The organism is Actinocorallia populi, from assembly GCF_002995495.1.
GTDB lineage: Bacteria > Actinomycetota > Actinomycetes > Streptosporangiales > Streptosporangiaceae > Actinocorallia > Actinocorallia populi.
Map to the genome: position 1 here is coordinate 893819 of NZ_PVZV01000002.1, position 17969 is coordinate 911787.

Here is a 17969-nt window from a genome sequence, read left to right on the forward strand (position 1 = left end):
GGGCTTCCGGGGTGTTTGTGAGTAGATTGTTACTTTGTGTGACTTGCTGGTTTCGCAGGGGAATATAACGAGCTATGGGACCTTTCCCCACTAACATCGCCCGGATGTGGTTGCGCAGTTCCCTCGGCGGGCTCTCCCGGGTCACCGCCGTCCGGATCGTCGCCGTGCTCGTCCTGTGCGCGGTGGCCATCTCCCGCCATCCGACCTGGCCGCCCGACACGCTGTGGCTGGTGGCCCTGCTGGTGGCGGGGGTCGGGTCGAGGGCGTTCCTGCGGTACCTGGCGCCGTTCCTGGTGCTGTTCCTGCTCTACTTCGTGCTGAGCGGGCTGGCGGACGATCTCAACCCCACCGTCCACTACATGCCGATGGCGCGCTTCGACATGTGGATGACGGGCGGAGAGGAGCTGCCGACGCAGTGGCTGCAGCGCCACATGTGGGACGGGGAGCTGCGCTGGTACGACTTCTACTTCTACCTGCTCTACACCGCGCACTTCGTGATGCCGCTGGTCGTCGCGCTGCTGGTGTGGAAACGGCGGCCGCAGCTGTACTGGGTCTTCGTCGGGGCGATCATGGGCCTGTCCTTCGCGGCCTTCGTCACCTACGTCGCCTTCCCCGCCGCCCCGCCGTGGATGTCGTCGGACTACCAGTACATCCCGCGGATCCACCGGGTCTCCCACGACATCTGGCAGGCCGTGGGGATCGCCGACCCCGACACCCTCTACAGCAGGCTCTCCCCCAACCTCGTCGCCGCCGTGCCGTCCCTGCACGCCTCCTACCCGCTGGTGATCCTGATCTTCCTGGCCAGGACGTTCGGGTGGCGGCGCGTCTGGTGGGCGGCGGTCTACCCCGTCTCCCTGTGGATCGGGATCGTCTACATGGGCGAGCACTACGTCTTCGACATCCTGGCGGGCGTCGTCTACACGCTGGCCTCCTGCGCGCTGGCCTTCTGGACGGCCTCCCTGGTGCGCCGGCGCCGCGAGAGGGCGCGGGCCGAGGAGACGCTGGCCGAGGCCGCCGAGGTGGTGGACGCGCCCCTGGACGCCCCCGGGGAGGCCGTCCCGGCGGACGTGCCCGCCGGGGAGGCGGTCGCGACCGAAGGGGCCGTCGGCGGTCGTTAGACTCGCGAGCATGGCAGGCCGCATCCGACAGGAAGACATCGCGTTGGTGCGGGAGAGGTCGCAGATCGACTCCGTGATCGGCGACCACCTCCAGCTCGTCAGTGCCGGAGGCGGCAACCTCAAGGGGCTGTGCCCCTTCCACGACGAGAAGACCCCCTCGTTCAACGTGACGCCCAGCCGCGGCCTCTACTTCTGCCACGGCTGCGGGGTGGGCGGCGACGTCATCAAGTTCGTCCAGGAGATCGAGCACCTGAGCTTCGCCGAGGCCGTGGAGCGGCTGGCGGCCAAGGCCGGGATCCAGCTGCGGTACGAGGAGGGCGGGTACGTCCCGCGCAAGGAGACCGGGCAGCGGGCGCGGCTGGTCGAGGCGCACCGGGAGGCGGCGGAGTTCTACGCCGCCCAGCTGGGCACGCCGCAGGCCGAACCCGGCCGCAGGTTCCTCATGGAGCGCGGCTTCCGGGCCGCCGACGCGGCGCACTTCGGCATCGGCTACGCCCCCAACGAGTGGGAGGCGCTGGTACGGCACCTGCGCTCCCGCGGCTTCACCGACCGCGAGCTGGTCGAGGGCGGCCTGTGCGTCGAGGGGCGGCGCGGGCCGCGCGACAGGTTCCGGGGCAGGCTGGTCTGGCCCATCCGTGACGTCTCGGGCGACGTGATCGGGTTCGGCGCACGCAAACTGCTCGACTCGGACGACGGCCCCAAGTACCTCAACACCCCCGAGACGCCGATCTACCACAAGAGCTCCGTCCTCTACGGGCTCGACCTGGCCAAGCGGGAGATCGGCCGGGCGAAGAAGGCGGTGATCGTCGAGGGGTACACCGACGTCATGGCCTGCCATCTGGCGGGGGAGACCACCGCCATCGCCACCTGCGGCACCGCCTTCGGCGACGAGCACATCAAGGCGCTGCGCCGGATGCTCATGGACCAGGACGAGGGCCGCGGCGAGGTGATCTTCACCTTCGACGGCGACGCGGCCGGGCAGAAGGCCGCGCTGCGCGCCTTCGCGGCCGACCACAAGTTCGGCGGCCAGACGTTCGTCGCCGTCCAGCCCGACGGGCTCGACCCGTGCGACCTGCGGATCAAGCACGGCGACGCGGCCGTGCGCGACCTGGTGGCCTCCCGGGTGCCGTTGTTCGAGTTCGCCATCCGCAGCCGGATCGAGAGCTTCGACCTCGACCACGTCGAGGGGCAGATGCGGGCGCTCGACGCGGTCGCGCCGATCATCGCGGGCATCAGGGACGCCGGGATCCGCAAGCGGTACGCGGTCAACCTCGACCGGTGGCTCGGGATCATGGACGAGCGGCTGGTGCTGCGCCGTGTCAACGAGCACATGAAGGGCGGCGGCGGCCCCGCGCCCCGGGCGGCCCGCCCCCGGGCCGACCCGAACGACCCGTCCGCCGAGCTCGAGCGCGAGCTGCTGAAGATGGCGCTGCAGCGCCCGGCCTCGCTCGGCCCGGTCTACGACACGCTGCCCGCCGACGCGTTCTCGGCGCCCGAGCACCGGGCCGTGCACGAGGTGATCCTGGCCGGCGGCGGGGTGTCGGGGGCCGGCGCGCCGCTGGAGTGGTCGGCGCGGCTGCGGGAACTGGCGCCGAGCGAGGAGGTCAGGTCGCTGCTGACCCGCTTCGGGGTGGAGTCGCCCAAGGCCGGGGCGGTTTCGGACGACGCTTATTCCCAGGCACTTCTCGCCCGTTTCATGGAACTGCAGCTCACAAGGCGGATCACCGCGCTGAAGTCCAAACTCGGGAGGCTGAATCCGGTCTCCGAGGCTGAGGAGTACAACCGCCTTTTCGGTGACCTGGTGGCACTTGAGCAGCGCAGACGGCATCTCCGGGACCAGGGGGTATCGGAGTTGTGACCGCGCGTCAGTGAATTAGGGCCTGCTATTTCAGTGTGTTCTGAAGCACACTGTCCATGTGGGCCCTTTGGTAATGATGCCGAGCGAGGCACCGTCGGCCGAGCAGATGGCCGACCTCGTCGCACGTGGAAGGGAACGCGGAGGCGTCACCGTCGACGACGTCGCCGCCGCCCTTGACCGTTCTGAACTGCCGGCCGACGCGCTGGAGCGCGTCGCCCGCATCCTCGCCGAGCAGGGGGTGGAGGTCCTCGAGTCGCGCGCCGACGTCGAGGAGGTCCAGCGGGCGGGGGAAGGGGACTCCGGCAGGAGGGCGGCCGCCACCAGCGACCTGGTCCGGATCTATCTGCGCGAGATCGGCCGTGTCCCGCTGCTGACGGCGGAAGACGAAGTAGAACTCGCCAAGTCCATCGAGGCGGGCCTGTTCGCGGAGGAGAAGGTGGCCGGCGCCGCCGTTCTCGCCGTTCCCGAACGGCTCGACCTCCAGCAGCTCGCCCGCGACGGGGCGCGCGCCAAACAGCGCCTGATCGAGGCCAACCTGCGGCTGGTGGTGTCCATCGCCAAACGCTACGTGGGCCGCGGGATGCTCTTCCTGGACCTCATCCAGGAGGGAAATCTCGGGCTGATCCGGGCGGTCGAGAAATTCGACTACACGAAGGGGTACAAGTTCTCCACCTACGCCACCTGGTGGATCCGGCAGGCGATCACCCGTGCGATCGCCGACCAGGCGCGGACCATCCGCATCCCGGTGCACATGGTGGAGACCATCAACAAGCTGATCAGGGTGCAGCGCCAGCTGCACCAGGACCTCGGGCGCGAGCCGCTGCCCGAGGAGATCGGGCTGGAGATGGGGCTGAGCGCCGACCGGGTCGTGGAGATCCAGCGGATCGCCCAGGAGCCGGTGTCGCTGCAGTCGCCGATCGGCGAGGAGGACTCCGACCTCGGCGACTTCATCGAGGACGCCGACGCGGTCGTGCCGATCGAGGCGGCGGCGTTCATCCTGCTCCAGGACCAGCTCGAGGACATCCTGTCCACCCTGTCCGAGCGCGAGCAGCGCATCATCCAGCTGCGCTTCGGGCTGGCCGACGGACACCCCCGGACGCTCGAGGAGGTCGGCCGGGAGTTCGGCGTCACCCGCGAGCGCATCCGCCAGATCGAGTCCAAGACCCTCGCCAAGCTCCGCCACCCGTCCCGCGCGCAGATGTTGCGCGAGTACCTGGACTGACGCGCCTGTCCGCAGTCGGTCCCGTGCCCCGGTCCGCCCCGGCGGGCGTTCGCGCCCACCGGGGCGGAACGTCGTCTACGGTGGCTTCATGCTGATCGTAACTACCGACACCATTCCGGGGTATGAGGTCCGGTACGTCCGTGGCGCAGTGTCCGGAGCGGGGATCGCGCACGGCGGGCTCAGTGGAGCGCGTCGGGAGGCGATCGAACGGCTCAAGGCCGACGCCGAGCGGTACGGCTGCAACGCCGTGCTGGGCATGCGCTTCGCCAACTGCGCGATCGGGGACGGCTCGTTCGAGGTCTACGCCTACGGCACCGCGGTGCTGGTGGAGCAGGCCACGGGGGGCGCCGGCCGCGACCACCAGGTGGCGCAGTCCGCGCCCCCGCCGGTCACCCCGCCGCCCTCCACCCCCGCGGGGGGCATGCCGATGGTCGGCCGGAACCTCACCGTGCAGGTCCCCGGCCGCTGACCCTCCTCAGCGGGAGCGCTCCTCGCGGATGATCTCGACCACGTCGCGGGCGCCGGTGGAGATCGCGCGCAGCTCCCGCAGATAGCCCCAGTAGTCCGGATGCGGCCCCTGGAGCAGGCCAGGGGCCCGTTCCAGGCGCTCGGCCAGCGCGTCCAGGGCCCGGGCGTGCCGGGGATCGGGCCCTCCCGGCGCGGCCACGGCCAGGCGCTGGGCGTCCCGGACGGTGAAGCGGGCCTGCTCCAGCGGCCGGTCCGGGTCGCGTTCGGCCTCCGCCAGCTCCTCCACCCGGCCGGTGACCGCGCGGGCGCGGCGCTCGGCGTCCTTGAGCTCGGTACGGGCCGCGGCCAGGCTCCGGGCGACGTCCCGCCACTCCTGCCCCGCGGCGGCGCGCTCGGTCTCGGCGATCCGCTCGAGCGCGCGCTCGAGCGCCTGGGAGATGGCGTTCGGGGCGCCCTGGAGGTCCTGCCAGCAGGCGGCCGAGTAGCGGCGCCGCAGGACGCTCATCGCCTCGTCGACGCGTTCGCGCCTGCCCGCGGCCATCTGCACCCGCGTCCGCACGCTGGCCAGGTCGTTGCGGGTCTTCTGCACCGCCACGGCCAGGTTCCGGGCCTCCTCGGCCAGCGCCGAGGCGCGGGCCGCCACCTCCTCGGCGCGGGCCGTCGCCCCCTGGAGGCCCAGCCCGCCCAGGCCGGGCGCGGTCAGCTCGGCCAGGAGGGCCTGGAGAGCGGCCAGGTCGGCGGCGACCTCCTCGGTGCGCATCCCCGCGCCCTCCGCCGCCGAGACGGCCTCCTGGGCCGTCTGGAAGGCCTCCCGGGCCGCCCTCAGCCGGGGCGCGAGACGCTCCAGCCCGCCTTCCAGCCGGGCCAGCTCGGAGTCGACCGCCGCGGTGGCGCCGTCCAGCTCGGAGGCGGACCGCTTCAGCGCGGCGGTGGCCGCGGCCAGTGCCGCGCGGGCCACCGCGTAGTCGGCGGACGAGCGGTCCTCGGAGTCCAGGTCGTGGGAGTCGACCGCGGTGATGTAGTCCAAGGCGGCGGTGTTCGCCCCGGCGTCGGCCCGCCCGGCCCGCGGCCGCAGCCGGCCGGCGGCCCCGCGGTCCAGGTCCTCCAGCAGCGACAGCCGCCCGGCGAGGTGCTTCTGCGCCTGGTCCATCTCGTAGAAGGCCTGCGCGGCCTCGGCCTTGGCGGCGAGGGCGGCGGCGCGGGACTCGGCCGCGCGCTGGTCCCCGCGGCCGCGGCGGCGGGAATCACCGGATCGGTACACCGGACCTCCTCCACAACCGTTCTGCCCTGGTTCACAGCCAATCACTTCACGGCGTGCAGGCAAATCTGGCATGACCTTGGGTGATCAGGTGGAACCGATAGCATCGCTCGCACGTCTGTCAGGGCGAATCGTGTCGTGCGGTCCCCCGTGGGGCATGGTTCTCCGAACGATCCCTACACATTTCTGGAGGCAAGGATGCCGGTCAGTCTGAGCAAGGGCGGCAACGTCTCGCTGAGCAAGGAGGCCCCGGGCCTGACGTCCGTGATCGTCGGTCTGGGCTGGGACGTCCGCACGACCACCGGCACGGACTTCGACCTCGACGCCTCGGCCATCGTGGTGGACGCGGCCGGCAAGGTGCTCTCCGACGGCCACTTCGTGTTCTTCAACAACCTCAAGACGCCGGACGGCGCGGTCGAGCACACCGGTGACAACCTCACCGGCGCGGGCGAGGGCGACGACGAGCAGGTCAAGGTCGACCTGGTGGGCCTGCCGCCGAACGCCGAGCGCATCGTCTTCCCCGTCTCGATCTACGACGGCGCCAACCGCGGCCAGAGCTTCGGCCAGGTGCGCAACGCGTTCATCCGCGTGCTGAACGCGGCCGGCGGCACGGAGATCGCCCGGTACGACCTCACCGAGGACGCCTCCACCGAGACCGCCATGATCTTCGGCGAGCTCTACCGGAACGGCGCGGAGTGGAAGTTCCGCGCGGTCGGCCAGGGATACGCCTCGGGCCTGCAGGGCATCGCGCAGGACTTCGGCGTCAGCGTCTGACACCACTGCACACAGCGGACCGAGAGGGAGAGTCATGGGCGTCAGCCTGTCCAAGGGCGGGAACGTCTCACTGAGCAAGGCAGCCCCCAACCTGACCGCGGTCACCGTCGGTCTGGGCTGGGACGTCCGGGTCACCACCGGCTCGGACTTCGACCTCGACGCTTCGGCGCTGCTGCTGGGCGCCGACGGCAAGGTACTCTCTGACCAGCACTTCGTCTTCTTCAACAACCTCACCAGCCCGGACGGGACCGTCGAGCACACCGGCGACAACCTCACCGGTGAGGGGGAGGGCGACGACGAGGCGATCAACGTCGATCTCGCCGGGATGGACCCGCGCGTGGACCGCGTGGTCTTCCCCGTGTCCATCTACGACGCGGTGAACCGCGGTCAGGCCTTCGGCCAGGTGCGCAACGCGTTCATCCGGGTGCTGAACCGGGCCGACGGCTCGGAACTCGCCCGGTACGACCTCACCGAGGACGCCTCCACCGAGACCGCGATGGTCTTCGGCGAGCTCTATCGCTACAACTCGGAGTGGAAGTTCCGGGCCATCGGCCAGGGCTACGCCTCGGGACTGCACGGAATAGCCCAGGATTTCGGGGTCAACGTCGGCTGACGCCCCCTGACGGGGTCCGCCGGCGCGTCCACGCGCCGGCGGACCCGAGGACACTGAAGACATCATGATTTTGCGCACGTTCGGCTGGTCGTTCGCCGTCACCATCGCGGGCCTCGTGGCCGCGTTCTTCTATGGATCGACCCAGGCCTTCCTCCTGGTGGCCGTCCTGGCCGTCCTGGAGATCTCCCTCTCCTTCGACAACGCCGTGGTCAACGCCAAGGTGCTGGAGCGGATGAGCCCGTTCTGGCAGAAGATCTTCCTCACGGTCGGCATCGCGATCGCGGTGTTCGGCATGCGGCTGGTCTTCCCGGTGGTGATCGTCGCGGTCACCGCCAACATGGGACCGATCGAAGCGATCAACATGGCGCTCAACGACAACGAGCGCTACAAGGAGAGCATGGAGTACGCCTACCCCATGATCGCGGGGTTCGGCGGAATGTTCCTGCTGATGCTGTTCCTCGACTGGATCTTCGAGGAGCGCTCGGCGCACTGGCTGCCGTGGCTGGAGCGCCCGCTGGCGCGCATCGGCAAGCTCGACCAGCTCTCCGTGGTGATCGCCGGCGGCACGCTCGCCGCCGCGGCCACCTGGCTGGCCGACGACGCCCACCGCACCAACGTGCTGATCTCGGGTCTGCTGGGCATGGTCGTCTACCTCCTGGTCAACGGGCTGGGCCAGCTGTTCGACAAGACCGACGAGATCGACGAGCAGGTGGACAACCTGTCCGGCGACCAGGTCCAGCGGGGCCCGAGCGGGCTGGTCGTGGCCACCGGCAAGGCGGCGTTCTTCCTCTTCCTCTACCTGGAGGTCCTGGACGCCTCGTTCTCCTTCGACGGCGTGATCGGCGCGTTCGCGATCAGCACCGACCCGGTCATCATCGCGATCGGCCTGGGCATCGGCGCCATGTACATCCGGTCGATCACCGTCTTCCTGGTCCGCCAGGGAACCCTGCAGGAGTACCGCTTCCTGGAGCACGGCGCGCACTGGGCCATCGGCGCGCTGGCGACCTGCATGGTGATCAGCATCGGCCACCACGTGCCGGAGTGGATCACCGGCGGGCTGGGCGCGGGCCTGATCATCGCCGCCCTCATCAGCTCGATCGTCCGCAAGAAGCCGCAGGAGGAGCGGGAAGAGGAGGAGCCCGGAGAGCTGAAGTCGGAGTCCAGCCGGGTCTGACCCGGTCCCTCCTGCGGACGCGCCGGAACGTGCGCGGGCCCCGGCCGGATCCGGCCGGGGCCCTCCCTTTTCCGGACACCTGTTTTTCACGCCGTACCAACAGAGTTTTCGGACGGTTAATAACCGTCTGGGTAGAATTTCGGTTGTCAACCCGCGAAGGCGGAACTGCGACTGTGGTCTCTACGTTGTGCGGCCAGAGCGAACGGAAAGGCAGCCGAGCCGTGCGTCACTTCGATCACATCGACGCCGCGCGCCGCGCGGAACTGTTCCACCGACAGCCCCGCGAGTTCGGCAGGGAGTCGGATCCGGACGTGCTGGCGGTGGCGCTCGGCGCGACCCTATACAGTCCCGCCACCCGCGAGACGCTCGCCGACGATGTCGTCGGGCGCGCCGTGCGGGGGGTGCGCAGCATGGTCCTCTGCCTGGAGGACGCCATCTCCGACGAGGACGTGGCGCGGGCGGAGGACAACCTCGTCGCCCAGTTGCGCCGGATCGATCCGGCGCGGGCGCCGCTATTGTTCGTCCGGGTCCGCGAACCCGACCAGATCACCCGCCTGGTCCGGCGGCTCGGCCCCGTCACCGCCCTGCTCAGCGGGTTCGTCCTGCCCAAGTTCGAGGCGGTCGGCGGCAAACGCTACCTGGACGTGCTGGCCGAGGCCGCCGAGCTGAGCGGCGTGCGGCTGCTGGGCATGCCGGTGATCGAGACCCGCGACGCGCTGCACCGGGAGAGCCGCAGGACAGTCCTGCACGAGATCGCGGTGCTGCTGGCCCAGCACCGGGAGAAGATCCTGGCCGTCCGGCTGGGCGGCACCGACCTGTGCGCCGCCTACGGGCTGCGCCGCCCCCGCGAGCTGACGATCTACGACATCAAGCTGGTGGCCGGGCTGATCTCCGACGTCGTCAACGTCTTCGGCCGCGCCGACGAGACGGGGCACGTGGTCACCGGGCCGGTCTGGGAGTACTTCTCGGCCGGCGAACGCATGTTCAAGCCGCAGCTGAGGTCCTCGCCCTTCGACGAGCAGGACGCCGCCGCGCTGCGCCGCAGGCTGCTCACCGCCGACCTCGACGGGCTGATCCGCGAGGTCACCCTGGACAAGGCCAACGGGCTGACCGGCAAGACCGTGATCCACCCCAGCCACGTGGGCGCCGTGCACGCCCTGTCGGTGGTCACGCACGAGGAGTACAGCGACGCCACCGACATCCTCGGCGTGGCGGGAGGCGGCGCGATGGCCTCCAGCTACGCCAACAAGATGAACGAGGCCAAGCCGCACCGGGCCTGGGCCGAGCGGCTGCTGCGCCGTGCCGAGGTGTTCGGGGTGGCCGCCCCGGACGTCGGTTTCGTGGACCTGCTGGAGGCGACCGTGGGAGCAGAGACGATGAATCCGGTGGGCCGGTGACGGCGCCCTGGCCCGGTGAGTGGGTCACGTCCCGGCTGGGCCTCGCGCTGGCCGACGGGCACTCCGAGGTGGGGCTCACCCTGCCCGGACTGGTCGGGCTGGCCGTCCGCCGCAACCCCCGCCGGGCGCACCTGCTGGTCTCCACCGTCCTGGGCAAGCACGTCCCCACCGATCCGCGCCTGGTCCACGGCAGCGCGCTGCTGCTGGGCAGGCTGGTCGCCGACGCCCTGCAGCCGGGTCCGGCCGGGCCGGGGGAGAAGGCCGGGGCGTTCGCCGAGGCGGCGCTGCGCGGCGAGCCCGGCGCGGCGGCCGGGCTGCGCGACCTCGTGACGGCGCACCGGCGCGTGCTGGGCGCCGTGGTCGTGGGATACGCCGAGACCGCGACGGCGCTGGGCCACGGCGTCGCCGACGGCCTGGGGGAGGCGGTGTACCTGCACTCCACCCGGCGCCCGGTGGCGGAGGTGACGCCCTACGGCGGCTTCGAGGAGGAGCACAGCCACGCCACGAGCCATCTGCTGCTGCCGGTGCCCGCCGGGCTCCTGGAGTCCGACGGGCCGCTGGTGCTGGTGGACGACGAGCTCTCGACCGGCAAGACGGTGCGCAACACGCTGCGGGCGCTGCACGCGGTGAGATCACGGCGGCACTACGTGGTGGCGACGCTGACGGACCTGCGCGACGAGGCCGACCGCGCCGCGATGGCGGGGCTCGAACGGGAGCTCGACGCCCGCGTGGACGTCGTGGCGCTGGTCACAGGCCGGGTCGGGCTGCCCCCGGGCGTCCTGGAGGCGGGGCAGGAGCTCGTCGCCCGGGTCGAGCGGGAGATGGCCCGCGCGGACGCCCCTGAGCGCGTGCCGGGCGGCCTGCGGCGGGTGCCGCTGGGCTGGCCCGCGGGGGTGCCCGACGGCGGCCGCCACGGCTTCCTGCCCGAGCACCGCGCCCAGCTGGAGAAGGAGCTTCCGGGAATGGCCGCCCGCCTGGCGGCGGCGCTGCCCGGCGAGGCCCGCAGGGTGCTCGTCCTGGGCTTCGAGGAACTGATGTACGCCCCGCTGCGGCTCGCCGAAGCCCTCGCCGACCTGCTGGAGGACACCGACGTGCGGTACTCGACGACGACCCGCTCGCCCGTGCTCACCGTCGACGACCCCGCCTACGCCATTCGGAACAGGCTGGTCTTCCCCGCGCACGACGATCCCGCGGACGGGCCGGGGGAGCGCTACGCCTACAACGTCGACCAGGGCTTCGACGCGGTCGTCGTGGTGGTGGACGAGGCCGGGGACACCCCCGCGCTGGAGCACGGCCTGCTGCGCGGGGTGCGGAGGCTGGGCGCCGAGGCGCTGGTGGCGGTGGTGCCGTCGTGAGCGCGCACCCGCTGCGGGGACCGGGTTTCGGCAGCTACCGGCCCGAGGACGTCGCCTGGCTGCTGACCGACCTGTCGGACGTGGAGCTGGAGGCGCCGACCGAGGAGCGCGAGGAGGCGATCCAGTCGGGCGCGGCGCACTACGCCGAGTCCCTGCCGATCGAGTACCAGCCCTCGCCCGAGTACCAGATGCTCTTCCACACCGCGCTGGAGGACTCCGCCGCGCGGATCGCCCAGGCCGTCGCGATGATCACCGAGCGGATCCTGGCGGAGCGCGGCCCGGACGCGGTGCTGGTCTCGCTGGCCCGCGCCGGCACGCCGGTCGGCGTCCTGGCCCGGCGGTGGGCCGCCCACGCCCACGGGCTCGACCTGCCGCACTACGCGGTGAGCATCGTGCGGGGGCGCGGCATCGACGCCGTCGCGATGGACTACCTGGCGCGCCACCACGACCCGCGGAACGTGATGTTCGTCGACGGCTGGACGGGCAAGGGCGCCATCACCCGCGAGCTGTCCGCGGCCGTGGCGGCCCTGCCCGGCGGCTTCTCCCCGGAACTGGCCGTGCTCGCCGACCCGGGGCGGTGCGTGCGGATCCACGGGACGCGCGAGGACTTCCTCATCCCGTCGGCGTGCCTGAACTCCACGGTGTCCGGGCTGATCAGCCGGACGGTCCTCAACCGCGATCTCATCGGCCCGGCGGACTTCCACGGCGCGAAGTTCTACAAGGACCTGGCCTACTCCGACGTCTCCCATCTCTTCCTCGACACGGTGTGCGCGTACTTCCCGTCCGTGGAGGTGCCCGAGAGCCCGTCCGTGGAGGAGCCCGACTGGTCCGGCTGGGAGGCCGTGAGCCGGATCAGCGAGGAGTACGGGATCGGCGACGTGAACCTCGTCAAACCCGGCGTGGGGGAGACCACCAGGGTGCTGTTGCGGCGCGTCCCCTGGCGCGTCCTGGCCCGCGCGGACGCCCGCGACGACCTCGCGCACGTCCGCATGCTGGCCGCGGAGCGCGGCGTGCCCGTGGAGGAAGTGGACGGCGACCTGCCCTACGCGTGCGTGGGGCTCATCAAGCCCAGAGGAGCCTCGTGACCGTCGTGGCCTGTGTGGACCTGGACCGCACGCTCATCTACTCCGCCGGCGCCCTGGCGCTGACGGGGCCCGACGCGGAGCTGCCGCGGCTGCTGTGCGTCGAGCTGTACCAGGCCCGCCCGCTGTCGTTCGTCACCTCGGCCGCCGCGACGAGCCTGGAGCTCCTCGCGCGGACGGCGGTGCTCGTCCCGACCACGACCCGCACGCCCGAGCAGTACGCACGGGTGCGCCTGCCCGGCCCCCCGCCGTCCCACGCGATCTGCGCGAACGGCGGATTCCTGCTCGTCGACGGCGAGGAGGACACCTCCTGGTCGGCGTCCGTGCGCAAGAAGACCGCCGGGTGCGCGCCCGTCGTCGAGGTGCTCGACCACGTGCAGGCCCGCAGCGGAGACTTCACCCTGAGCGTGCGGACGGCCTCGGACATGTTCGTCTACACGGTCGTGGAACGCGACCGCCTGCCCGACGGCTGGGTGGAGGAACTGGCGGCCTGGTGCGCCGCGCGCGGCTGGAAGGTCTCGCTGCAGGGCCGCAAGGTCTACTGCCTGCCCGTCCCGCTCACCAAGTCGGCCGCGGCGGCGGAGATCGCCCACCGGACGGGCGCCTCCCACCTGCTGGCGGCCGGCGACTCCCTGCTGGACGCCGAGCTCATCGAGGCGGCGGACGCCGCGATCCGCCCGGCGCACGGCGAGCTCCACGAGCGGTCCCACACCGGGACGGCCGTCACCGCGGGGCCCGGCGTCCTGGCCGGCGAGGAGATCGTCTCCTGGCTCCTGGCCCGCGCCCTGGCCCCGTCCTTCATCCCCGAGACGGGCGCCTGGCGGGTCCGCCCCGGGCCGCCCGCCTGAGGCCCCGCTAGAGCCCGACCTGCCGCCGCACGGCCTGCAGCAGCTGTTCGGCCTTGGCCCGCACCCCCGGGTCGTCGGAGTCGACGCCGGAGTCGAAGACCATCGCCCACATCAGCTCCTCCCGGGCGGGGGAGGGCCGCTCGTGCGTGGGGCGCCGCCCCACGATCCGCACCCCGCCGTCCCCCAGGTCGAAGTGCCGGCTGACCACCACGGTCGACGTCACCCGCTCCTGCACCACCTCGGGCACCGACCCGGCCTCCACCAGCCGCACCTGGTACTCGGCGTCGTCCCCCCACACGTGCAGCCGGTCCCCTTGCCAGGAGGCCCGCAGCACCCTCTCCCAGGGCACCCGGGTGAACCCCCCGCCCCCGTCCGGCACGTGCAGGGCGTGCCCGGTGGCCACCACCACCGATCCCCCGCGCGTACCCGCGTGCGCGAGCACCTTCTCACCACGCTCCAACCGGAGCAGTTCACGTACGGGACGAGGCAGGCGCGACATGCCCCCAACCTACCGCCAGGTGATCACGCCCACCACGAATTCCCCCAGCCGCCCCCGAACCGGCCTCCAAGCGCCCCTCTCCCGCCCCATCCGCCCCTGGATTCCCGGGCGTCCCCGCCGTGAGATGGGCCACTGCCCGCCGGCCCCCGATCGCCGGGAGCCCGAACCTCCACGAGGAATTCCCGAACACCCCGGAAAACGCCTCAGGCCCTGTTCCCGAAATTCGGGAACAGGGCCTGAGCTGCGTTTTCGTCGGCTCCCGCGATTGGACTCGAACCAATAACCTGCCGGTTAACAGCCGGCTGCTCTGCCAATTGAGCTACGCGGGATCGCTTCCGGCGGGGGCCTCGGTCCCTGCCAGCGCGTCTACATTAGCGCATCTTGGCGGGTGCTCGTGCATCGTTAACGGCTGGGCGGGTACGGGGGGATGGTGGAGACGACTGAAAGGGAGTGATCTCCGGATGAAGCAGTTGATGTTCCTCACCGGTGCGGCCGTCGGGTACGTGCTGGGGTCGCGCGCCGGGCGCGAGCGGTACGAGCAGATCAAGAAGACGGCGCAGGACGTGTGGGCGCACCCGTCGGTGCAGTCGGCCGCGGAGAGCGTGCGCGAGCAGGCGACGATGGCGGCGAGCAGCGGCGCCCAGAAGGCCGGGGCCGTCGCCGGTTCCGCGAAGCAGAAGGTCAACGACCGGCTGCACCGGGACCGGGAAGAGGAAGTGCTGATCACCTGATCGGAAGACTGGTCAGAACACGATCGCGGGGTCAGGCTGGGGTGATGAGCCCGCGACTGACCGGAGACGAGTCCGCGCTCTGGCGGGCGGCCATTCGGGTGCTGGACGCCAACTGGACGGGGACCGCGACGACGCCGTCGCCCGGTCTGTACCCGCACCAGTGGAGCTGGGACTCGGCCTTCACCTGCATCGGGCTGGCCCGGTGCCGTCCCGAGCGGGCCGAACGGGAGCTGGCCGCGCTGCTGGAGGCCCAGTGGGCCGACGGGATGGTCCCGCACATCGTGTTCAACGCCGACCTCGTCCGGAAGGGCTATTTCCCCGGCCCCGAGTTGTGGCTCAGCCGCGACAGGCCGCAGGCCCCCCGGCCGGTCGAGACGTCGGCGATCACGCAGCCTCCGCTGCACGCCTTCACGGCGCTGCGGATGCACGCCGCCGCCTCCGACGGCGCGCGCAGCCGCGACTTCCTGTGCTGGGCCTACCCCCGGCTGGTGGCCCAGCACAGGTACCTCGCCCGCGTCCGCGACGCCGGCGGCGAGGGCCTGGCCGCGATCTGCCACCCCTGGGAGTCGGGGCTGGACAACAGCCCCACCTGGGACCGGCCGCTCGCGGCGGCCCAGCCGCCCCCCACCGCCTACGCGCGCCTTGCCGCCCCGCGCTCCCAGCCCGCGGGCGTCGACCACGAGCGCTACGTCTGGCTCGTCACCGCCTACCGGGACTCCGGGTACGACGAGGGCTACCTGCGGCACGAGCACCCGTTCCTGGTCGAGGACCCGCTGTTCAACACGGTCTACCTGGCCTCCACCCACGCGCTGGCCGAGATCGCCGCGCTGGTGGGCGCCGATCCCGTCCCGCACCGGGAGGACGCCCAACGCATCCACACGGCGCTGATCCGCCGCCTGTGGGACGACGAGCAGCGCTGCTTCCATCCGCTGGACCTCAGGTCGGGCAGGCGGATCAGGATCGCCACGATCGCCTCCCTGGTCCCGCTGCTCGATCCGGAGCTGCCCGCGCCGATGGCGCGCCGGCTGGCCGACCTGCTGCTGTCCGCGCGCTTCGCCGGGGCGGCGGGCTACCCGGTGCCGACCTGCGACCTGCAGGCCTCGGCCTTCGACCGCGCCGCCTACTGGCGCGGCCCCACCTGGGCCAACACCAACTGGTTGTTGTGGGCGGGAGCCCTGCAGCAGGGCTTCGACGCGATCGCCGACCTGCTCTACGGCGGGACGCTCCGTCTGGCCCGCCAGTCGGGGTTCCGGGAGTTCTTCGACCCGTTCGACGGCTCGGGCCGCGGCAGCCACGACTACAGCTGGACGGCCGCGCTGCTGCTGGACCTGATGGCCGCGCGCCGCATGCTCCCCGAGGACGGCCCCGGCGTGTGATGACGCCAATGGTGCTAGTACCATTAGCACCATGTTGCTGAGTCTGGAAGCGGACGACCCGCGCCCCCTGCACGAACAGGTGGCCGGGGCGCTGCGCCGCGCCATCGCGGACGGGAGCGCCCCCGAACGGCTGCCCACCGCCCGCGATCTGGCGGCGGCCTTCCACGTCAACTCCAACACCGTGCTGCGCGCCCTGCGCGAGCTGCGCGACGAGGGGCTGCTGGAGTTCCGGCGCGGCCGCGGCATCCGGGTGATCCCCGGGGCGGGCCGCAGAGGCGAGCTCATCGACCGAATACGAGAACTGATCCGCGACGCCGAGAGGGCGGGGCACACCCGCGCGGACCTGATAGCGATGATCGAGGCGATGTGAAGAGATTTCTGGCGTGGAGCGTTCCGACGGCGCTGGTCCTGGCCCTCCTGCCCGCCGTGTGGTGGGGGCGCCTGCCGGACCCGATGGCCTCGCACTGGAACGCCGCCGGCGAGCCCGACGGCTCCCTGCCCAGGGCGGTGATGCTGGCGCTGCCGTTCGCGGTCTGGCTCGTCGGGGCCGCGGCCGCCCGGCACCATCCGCCGATCGCCGCGGGCACGGGCGTCCTGGCGGTGGTGTTGCAGGGCATGGGCGTCTGGGCGAACCTCGACCGGGCGGACTGGCAGGACGCCCGGTCCCTGGCCTGGTGGACGGCGGCGCTGGCGCTGGTGCTGCCGCTGCTGGCCGGCTGGCTGGCCCTGAGGCTCTCCCCGCGGCGGGACGGCCTGCCCGCCGGTCCGGTCGAGACCCTGGACCTGCCCCCCGGCGAGCACGCGGTGTGGGTCTCGCGCTGCACCAACCCGCTGCTGCTCGCCCTGAGCTCCCTGTCCCTCGTCGTGGGCGCGGCCATGCTGCTGACCGGCGGTCCGGGCGGGGCGGCCGCCCCGGTCCTGCTGGTCATCGGCGTCGCCGGAGCGCTGGTCGGCACCGTCCGGGTGCAGGTGAGCGAGCGCGGCGTGGCCGTCGCCTACGGCCCCTGGTCGTTCCCGGTCTGGCGCAAGGCGCTGCAGGCGATCGCCGCGGCCAGGACCGAGGACCTGAAGCCCATGCAGGTCGGCGGCTGGGGCCTGCGCGGGCTGCCGCCGCGCACCACGCTGATGCTGCGCGGCGGGGAGTGCCTGGTGCTGGAGTACCCCGGCGGCGGCAGGTTCGCCATCAGCGTGGACGACGCCGCGCGGGGCGCGGCGCTCATCAACACCCTGAAGAACCGCTGAAACGACGGTCGCGGAAGGGTTCTGACCAGGGATTTGGTAGCGTTGCCGGATCGATCTCCCCGTCTCCGCCGATCTGAAGGCCCTTCCGTGACACCGCCCCCCGGTACGCATCCCTACCTCAGCATCACCACCGACTTCGGCGCCGCCTACACCGGCATCTGCGCCGGGGTCGTCGCCCGTATCGCGCCGTCCGCCCGCGTGCAGGTGCTCAGCGACGAGGTGGGCAAGTACGCGGTCGTCGAGGGCGCGCTGCTGCTGGAGCAGGCGCTGCCCCACCTGCCGGTCGGGGTCCACCTGGCCGTGGTGGACCCTGGCGTCGGCACCCCCCGGCACCCGATCGCCGTGCGCACCGGGAGGGGGGACTTCCTCGTCGGTCCGGACAACGGGCTGCTCGCCCCCGCCGCCGAGGCCCTCGGGGGAGTGGCCGAGGCGCGGATCCTGGACAACCCGGAGCTGCGGCTGCCCGCCCTCTCCAGCACCTTCCACGGCCGCGACCTCTTCGCCCCCGCCGCCGCCCACCTGGCCAACGGCGTCCCCCTCGGCGAGTTCGGCCCGGCGCTGCGGCCGAGCCCCCTGGAGATCCCGGAACCGGTCCTGGGGGAGGGCGAGCTGGGCGCGACCGTGCTGTACGCCGACGACTTCGGCAGCCTGGTCCTCGGCGCGTCACCGCGGGACCTGGCCGCCGCCTTCGGCCGGCTGGAGTACGGCGCGGAGCTGGAGTTCGCCGGGGTCCGGGTGCGCTGGGCGGCGACGTTCGGCGCGGTCCCCGAGGGCGAGCCCCTGGTGTTCGCCGACTCCTCCGGCCGGCTGGCCCTGGGCGTCAACCTGGGTTCGGCGGCGGCGCGGTTCGGGCTGGCCGCGGGCCGGACCGTGACCCTGCGCGCCATCCGATGAAGTTAGACTTTTTCCCTGTTTCCCCCCTGTTTTACGTGAAAGCAAAAGAAAGGCCGGAGG

General features: G+C 72.0%; 18 protein-coding genes and 1 tRNA gene. 16 read left to right on the forward strand and 3 right to left on the reverse strand.

Going from position 1 to position 17969, the window contains the following annotated elements:
• Positions 1-104: 104 nt before the first annotated feature.
• The 4 genes from C2865_RS11160 to C2865_RS11175 all read left to right on the forward strand — a co-directional run bounded on the left by C2865_RS11160 (position 105) and on the right by C2865_RS11175 (position 4667).
• Positions 105-1118: a phosphatase PAP2 family protein gene (locus C2865_RS11160; protein WP_106398275.1), complete on the forward strand. Its 1014-nt coding sequence runs from the start codon at positions 105-107 to the stop codon at positions 1116-1118.
• A gap of 10 nt (positions 1119-1128) precedes the next feature.
• Positions 1129-2976 (forward strand): DNA primase, encoded by a 1848-nt coding sequence (gene dnaG / locus C2865_RS11165; protein ID WP_106398276.1) that lies wholly within the window; start codon positions 1129-1131, stop codon positions 2974-2976.
• 73 nt (positions 2977-3049) lie between these two features.
• Positions 3050-4198, forward strand: a complete 1149-nt coding sequence (rpoD, locus tag C2865_RS11170; RefSeq protein WP_106398277.1) for an RNA polymerase sigma factor RpoD — start codon at positions 3050-3052, stop codon at positions 4196-4198.
• A gap of 88 nt (positions 4199-4286) precedes the next feature.
• Entirely contained in the window at positions 4287-4667 is a 381-nt protein-coding gene (locus C2865_RS11175) for a YbjQ family protein (protein WP_106398278.1), read from the forward strand.
• A gap of 6 nt (positions 4668-4673) precedes the next feature.
• On the opposite strand, the gene C2865_RS11180 is transcribed toward C2865_RS11175, so the two are convergent.
• Positions 4674-5927: a coiled-coil domain-containing protein gene (locus C2865_RS11180; protein ID WP_106398279.1), complete on the reverse strand. Its 1254-nt coding sequence runs from the start codon at positions 5925-5927 to the stop codon at positions 4674-4676.
• 195 nt (positions 5928-6122) lie between these two features.
• Between C2865_RS11180 and C2865_RS11185 the strand changes: the two genes are divergently transcribed.
• The 7 genes from C2865_RS11185 (at position 6123) to C2865_RS11210 (ending at position 13167) form a co-directional block, all read left to right on the forward strand.
• A complete protein-coding gene (locus tag C2865_RS11185; RefSeq protein ID WP_106398280.1) occupies positions 6123-6698 on the forward strand; it encodes a TerD family protein in 576 nt (191 codons plus the stop codon).
• Positions 6699-6732: 34 nt separating this feature from the next.
• Positions 6733-7311, forward strand: a complete 579-nt coding sequence (locus C2865_RS11190; RefSeq protein WP_106398281.1) for a TerD family protein — start codon at positions 6733-6735, stop codon at positions 7309-7311.
• Positions 7312-7375: 64 nt separating this feature from the next.
• Positions 7376-8485 carry a DUF475 domain-containing protein gene (locus tag C2865_RS11195; protein WP_106398282.1) on the forward strand — a complete coding sequence of 370 codons (1110 nt, stop codon included), beginning with the start codon at positions 7376-7378 and terminating at the stop codon, positions 8483-8485.
• Positions 8486-8706: 221 nt separating this feature from the next.
• The gene (locus C2865_RS11200; protein ID WP_106398283.1) at positions 8707-9882 is read left to right on the forward strand and encodes an HpcH/HpaI aldolase/citrate lyase family protein; all 1176 of its coding nucleotides are present in this window, start codon (positions 8707-8709) and stop codon (positions 9880-9882) included.
• The gene (locus C2865_RS39955; protein ID WP_198653166.1) at positions 9879-11237 is read left to right on the forward strand and encodes a phosphoribosyltransferase family protein; all 1359 of its coding nucleotides are present in this window, start codon (positions 9879-9881) and stop codon (positions 11235-11237) included. The genes C2865_RS11200 and C2865_RS39955 overlap by 4 nt, the downstream gene beginning before the upstream one ends.
• Positions 11234-12322, forward strand: a complete 1089-nt coding sequence (locus C2865_RS39960) for a cysteine protease StiP family protein (protein WP_198653168.1) — start codon at positions 11234-11236, stop codon at positions 12320-12322. Before C2865_RS39955 ends, C2865_RS39960 begins: the two co-directional genes overlap by 4 nt.
• Complete coding sequence (locus tag C2865_RS11210; RefSeq protein WP_106398284.1) at positions 12319-13167, forward strand: HAD family hydrolase; 849 nt, start codon at positions 12319-12321, stop codon at positions 13165-13167. The genes C2865_RS39960 and C2865_RS11210 overlap by 4 nt, the downstream gene beginning before the upstream one ends.
• 7 nt (positions 13168-13174) lie before the next feature.
• Here C2865_RS11210 and C2865_RS11215 read toward each other — a convergent pair whose 3' ends face one another.
• Both C2865_RS11215 and C2865_RS11220 read right to left on the reverse strand, forming a co-directional pair.
• Entirely contained in the window at positions 13175-13666 is a 492-nt protein-coding gene (locus tag C2865_RS11215) for a hypothetical protein (RefSeq protein ID WP_106398285.1), read from the reverse strand.
• A 256-nt stretch (positions 13667-13922) separates the two neighbouring features.
• Positions 13923-13995, reverse strand: a tRNA-Asn gene (locus tag C2865_RS11220).
• A gap of 132 nt (positions 13996-14127) precedes the next feature.
• Between C2865_RS11220 and C2865_RS11225 the strand changes: the two genes are divergently transcribed.
• The 5 genes from C2865_RS11225 to C2865_RS11245 all read left to right on the forward strand — a co-directional run bounded on the left by C2865_RS11225 (position 14128) and on the right by C2865_RS11245 (position 17909).
• Positions 14128-14397: a YtxH domain-containing protein gene (locus C2865_RS11225; protein ID WP_106398286.1), complete on the forward strand. Its 270-nt coding sequence runs from the start codon at positions 14128-14130 to the stop codon at positions 14395-14397.
• Positions 14398-14441: 44 nt separating this feature from the next.
• The gene (locus tag C2865_RS11230; protein ID WP_106398287.1) at positions 14442-15773 is read left to right on the forward strand and encodes an MGH1-like glycoside hydrolase domain-containing protein; all 1332 of its coding nucleotides are present in this window, start codon (positions 14442-14444) and stop codon (positions 15771-15773) included.
• Between the two features lie 31 nt (positions 15774-15804).
• Positions 15805-16143 (forward strand): GntR family transcriptional regulator, encoded by a 339-nt coding sequence (locus tag C2865_RS11235; RefSeq protein ID WP_106398288.1) that lies wholly within the window; start codon positions 15805-15807, stop codon positions 16141-16143.
• Positions 16140-17015, forward strand: a complete 876-nt coding sequence (locus tag C2865_RS11240) for a DUF1648 domain-containing protein (protein ID WP_106398289.1) — start codon at positions 16140-16142, stop codon at positions 17013-17015. Before C2865_RS11235 ends, C2865_RS11240 begins: the two co-directional genes overlap by 4 nt.
• A gap of 87 nt (positions 17016-17102) precedes the next feature.
• The gene (locus C2865_RS11245; protein WP_106398290.1) at positions 17103-17909 is read left to right on the forward strand and encodes an SAM hydrolase/SAM-dependent halogenase family protein; all 807 of its coding nucleotides are present in this window, start codon (positions 17103-17105) and stop codon (positions 17907-17909) included.
• The last annotated feature ends 60 nt before the right edge of the window (positions 17910-17969 follow it).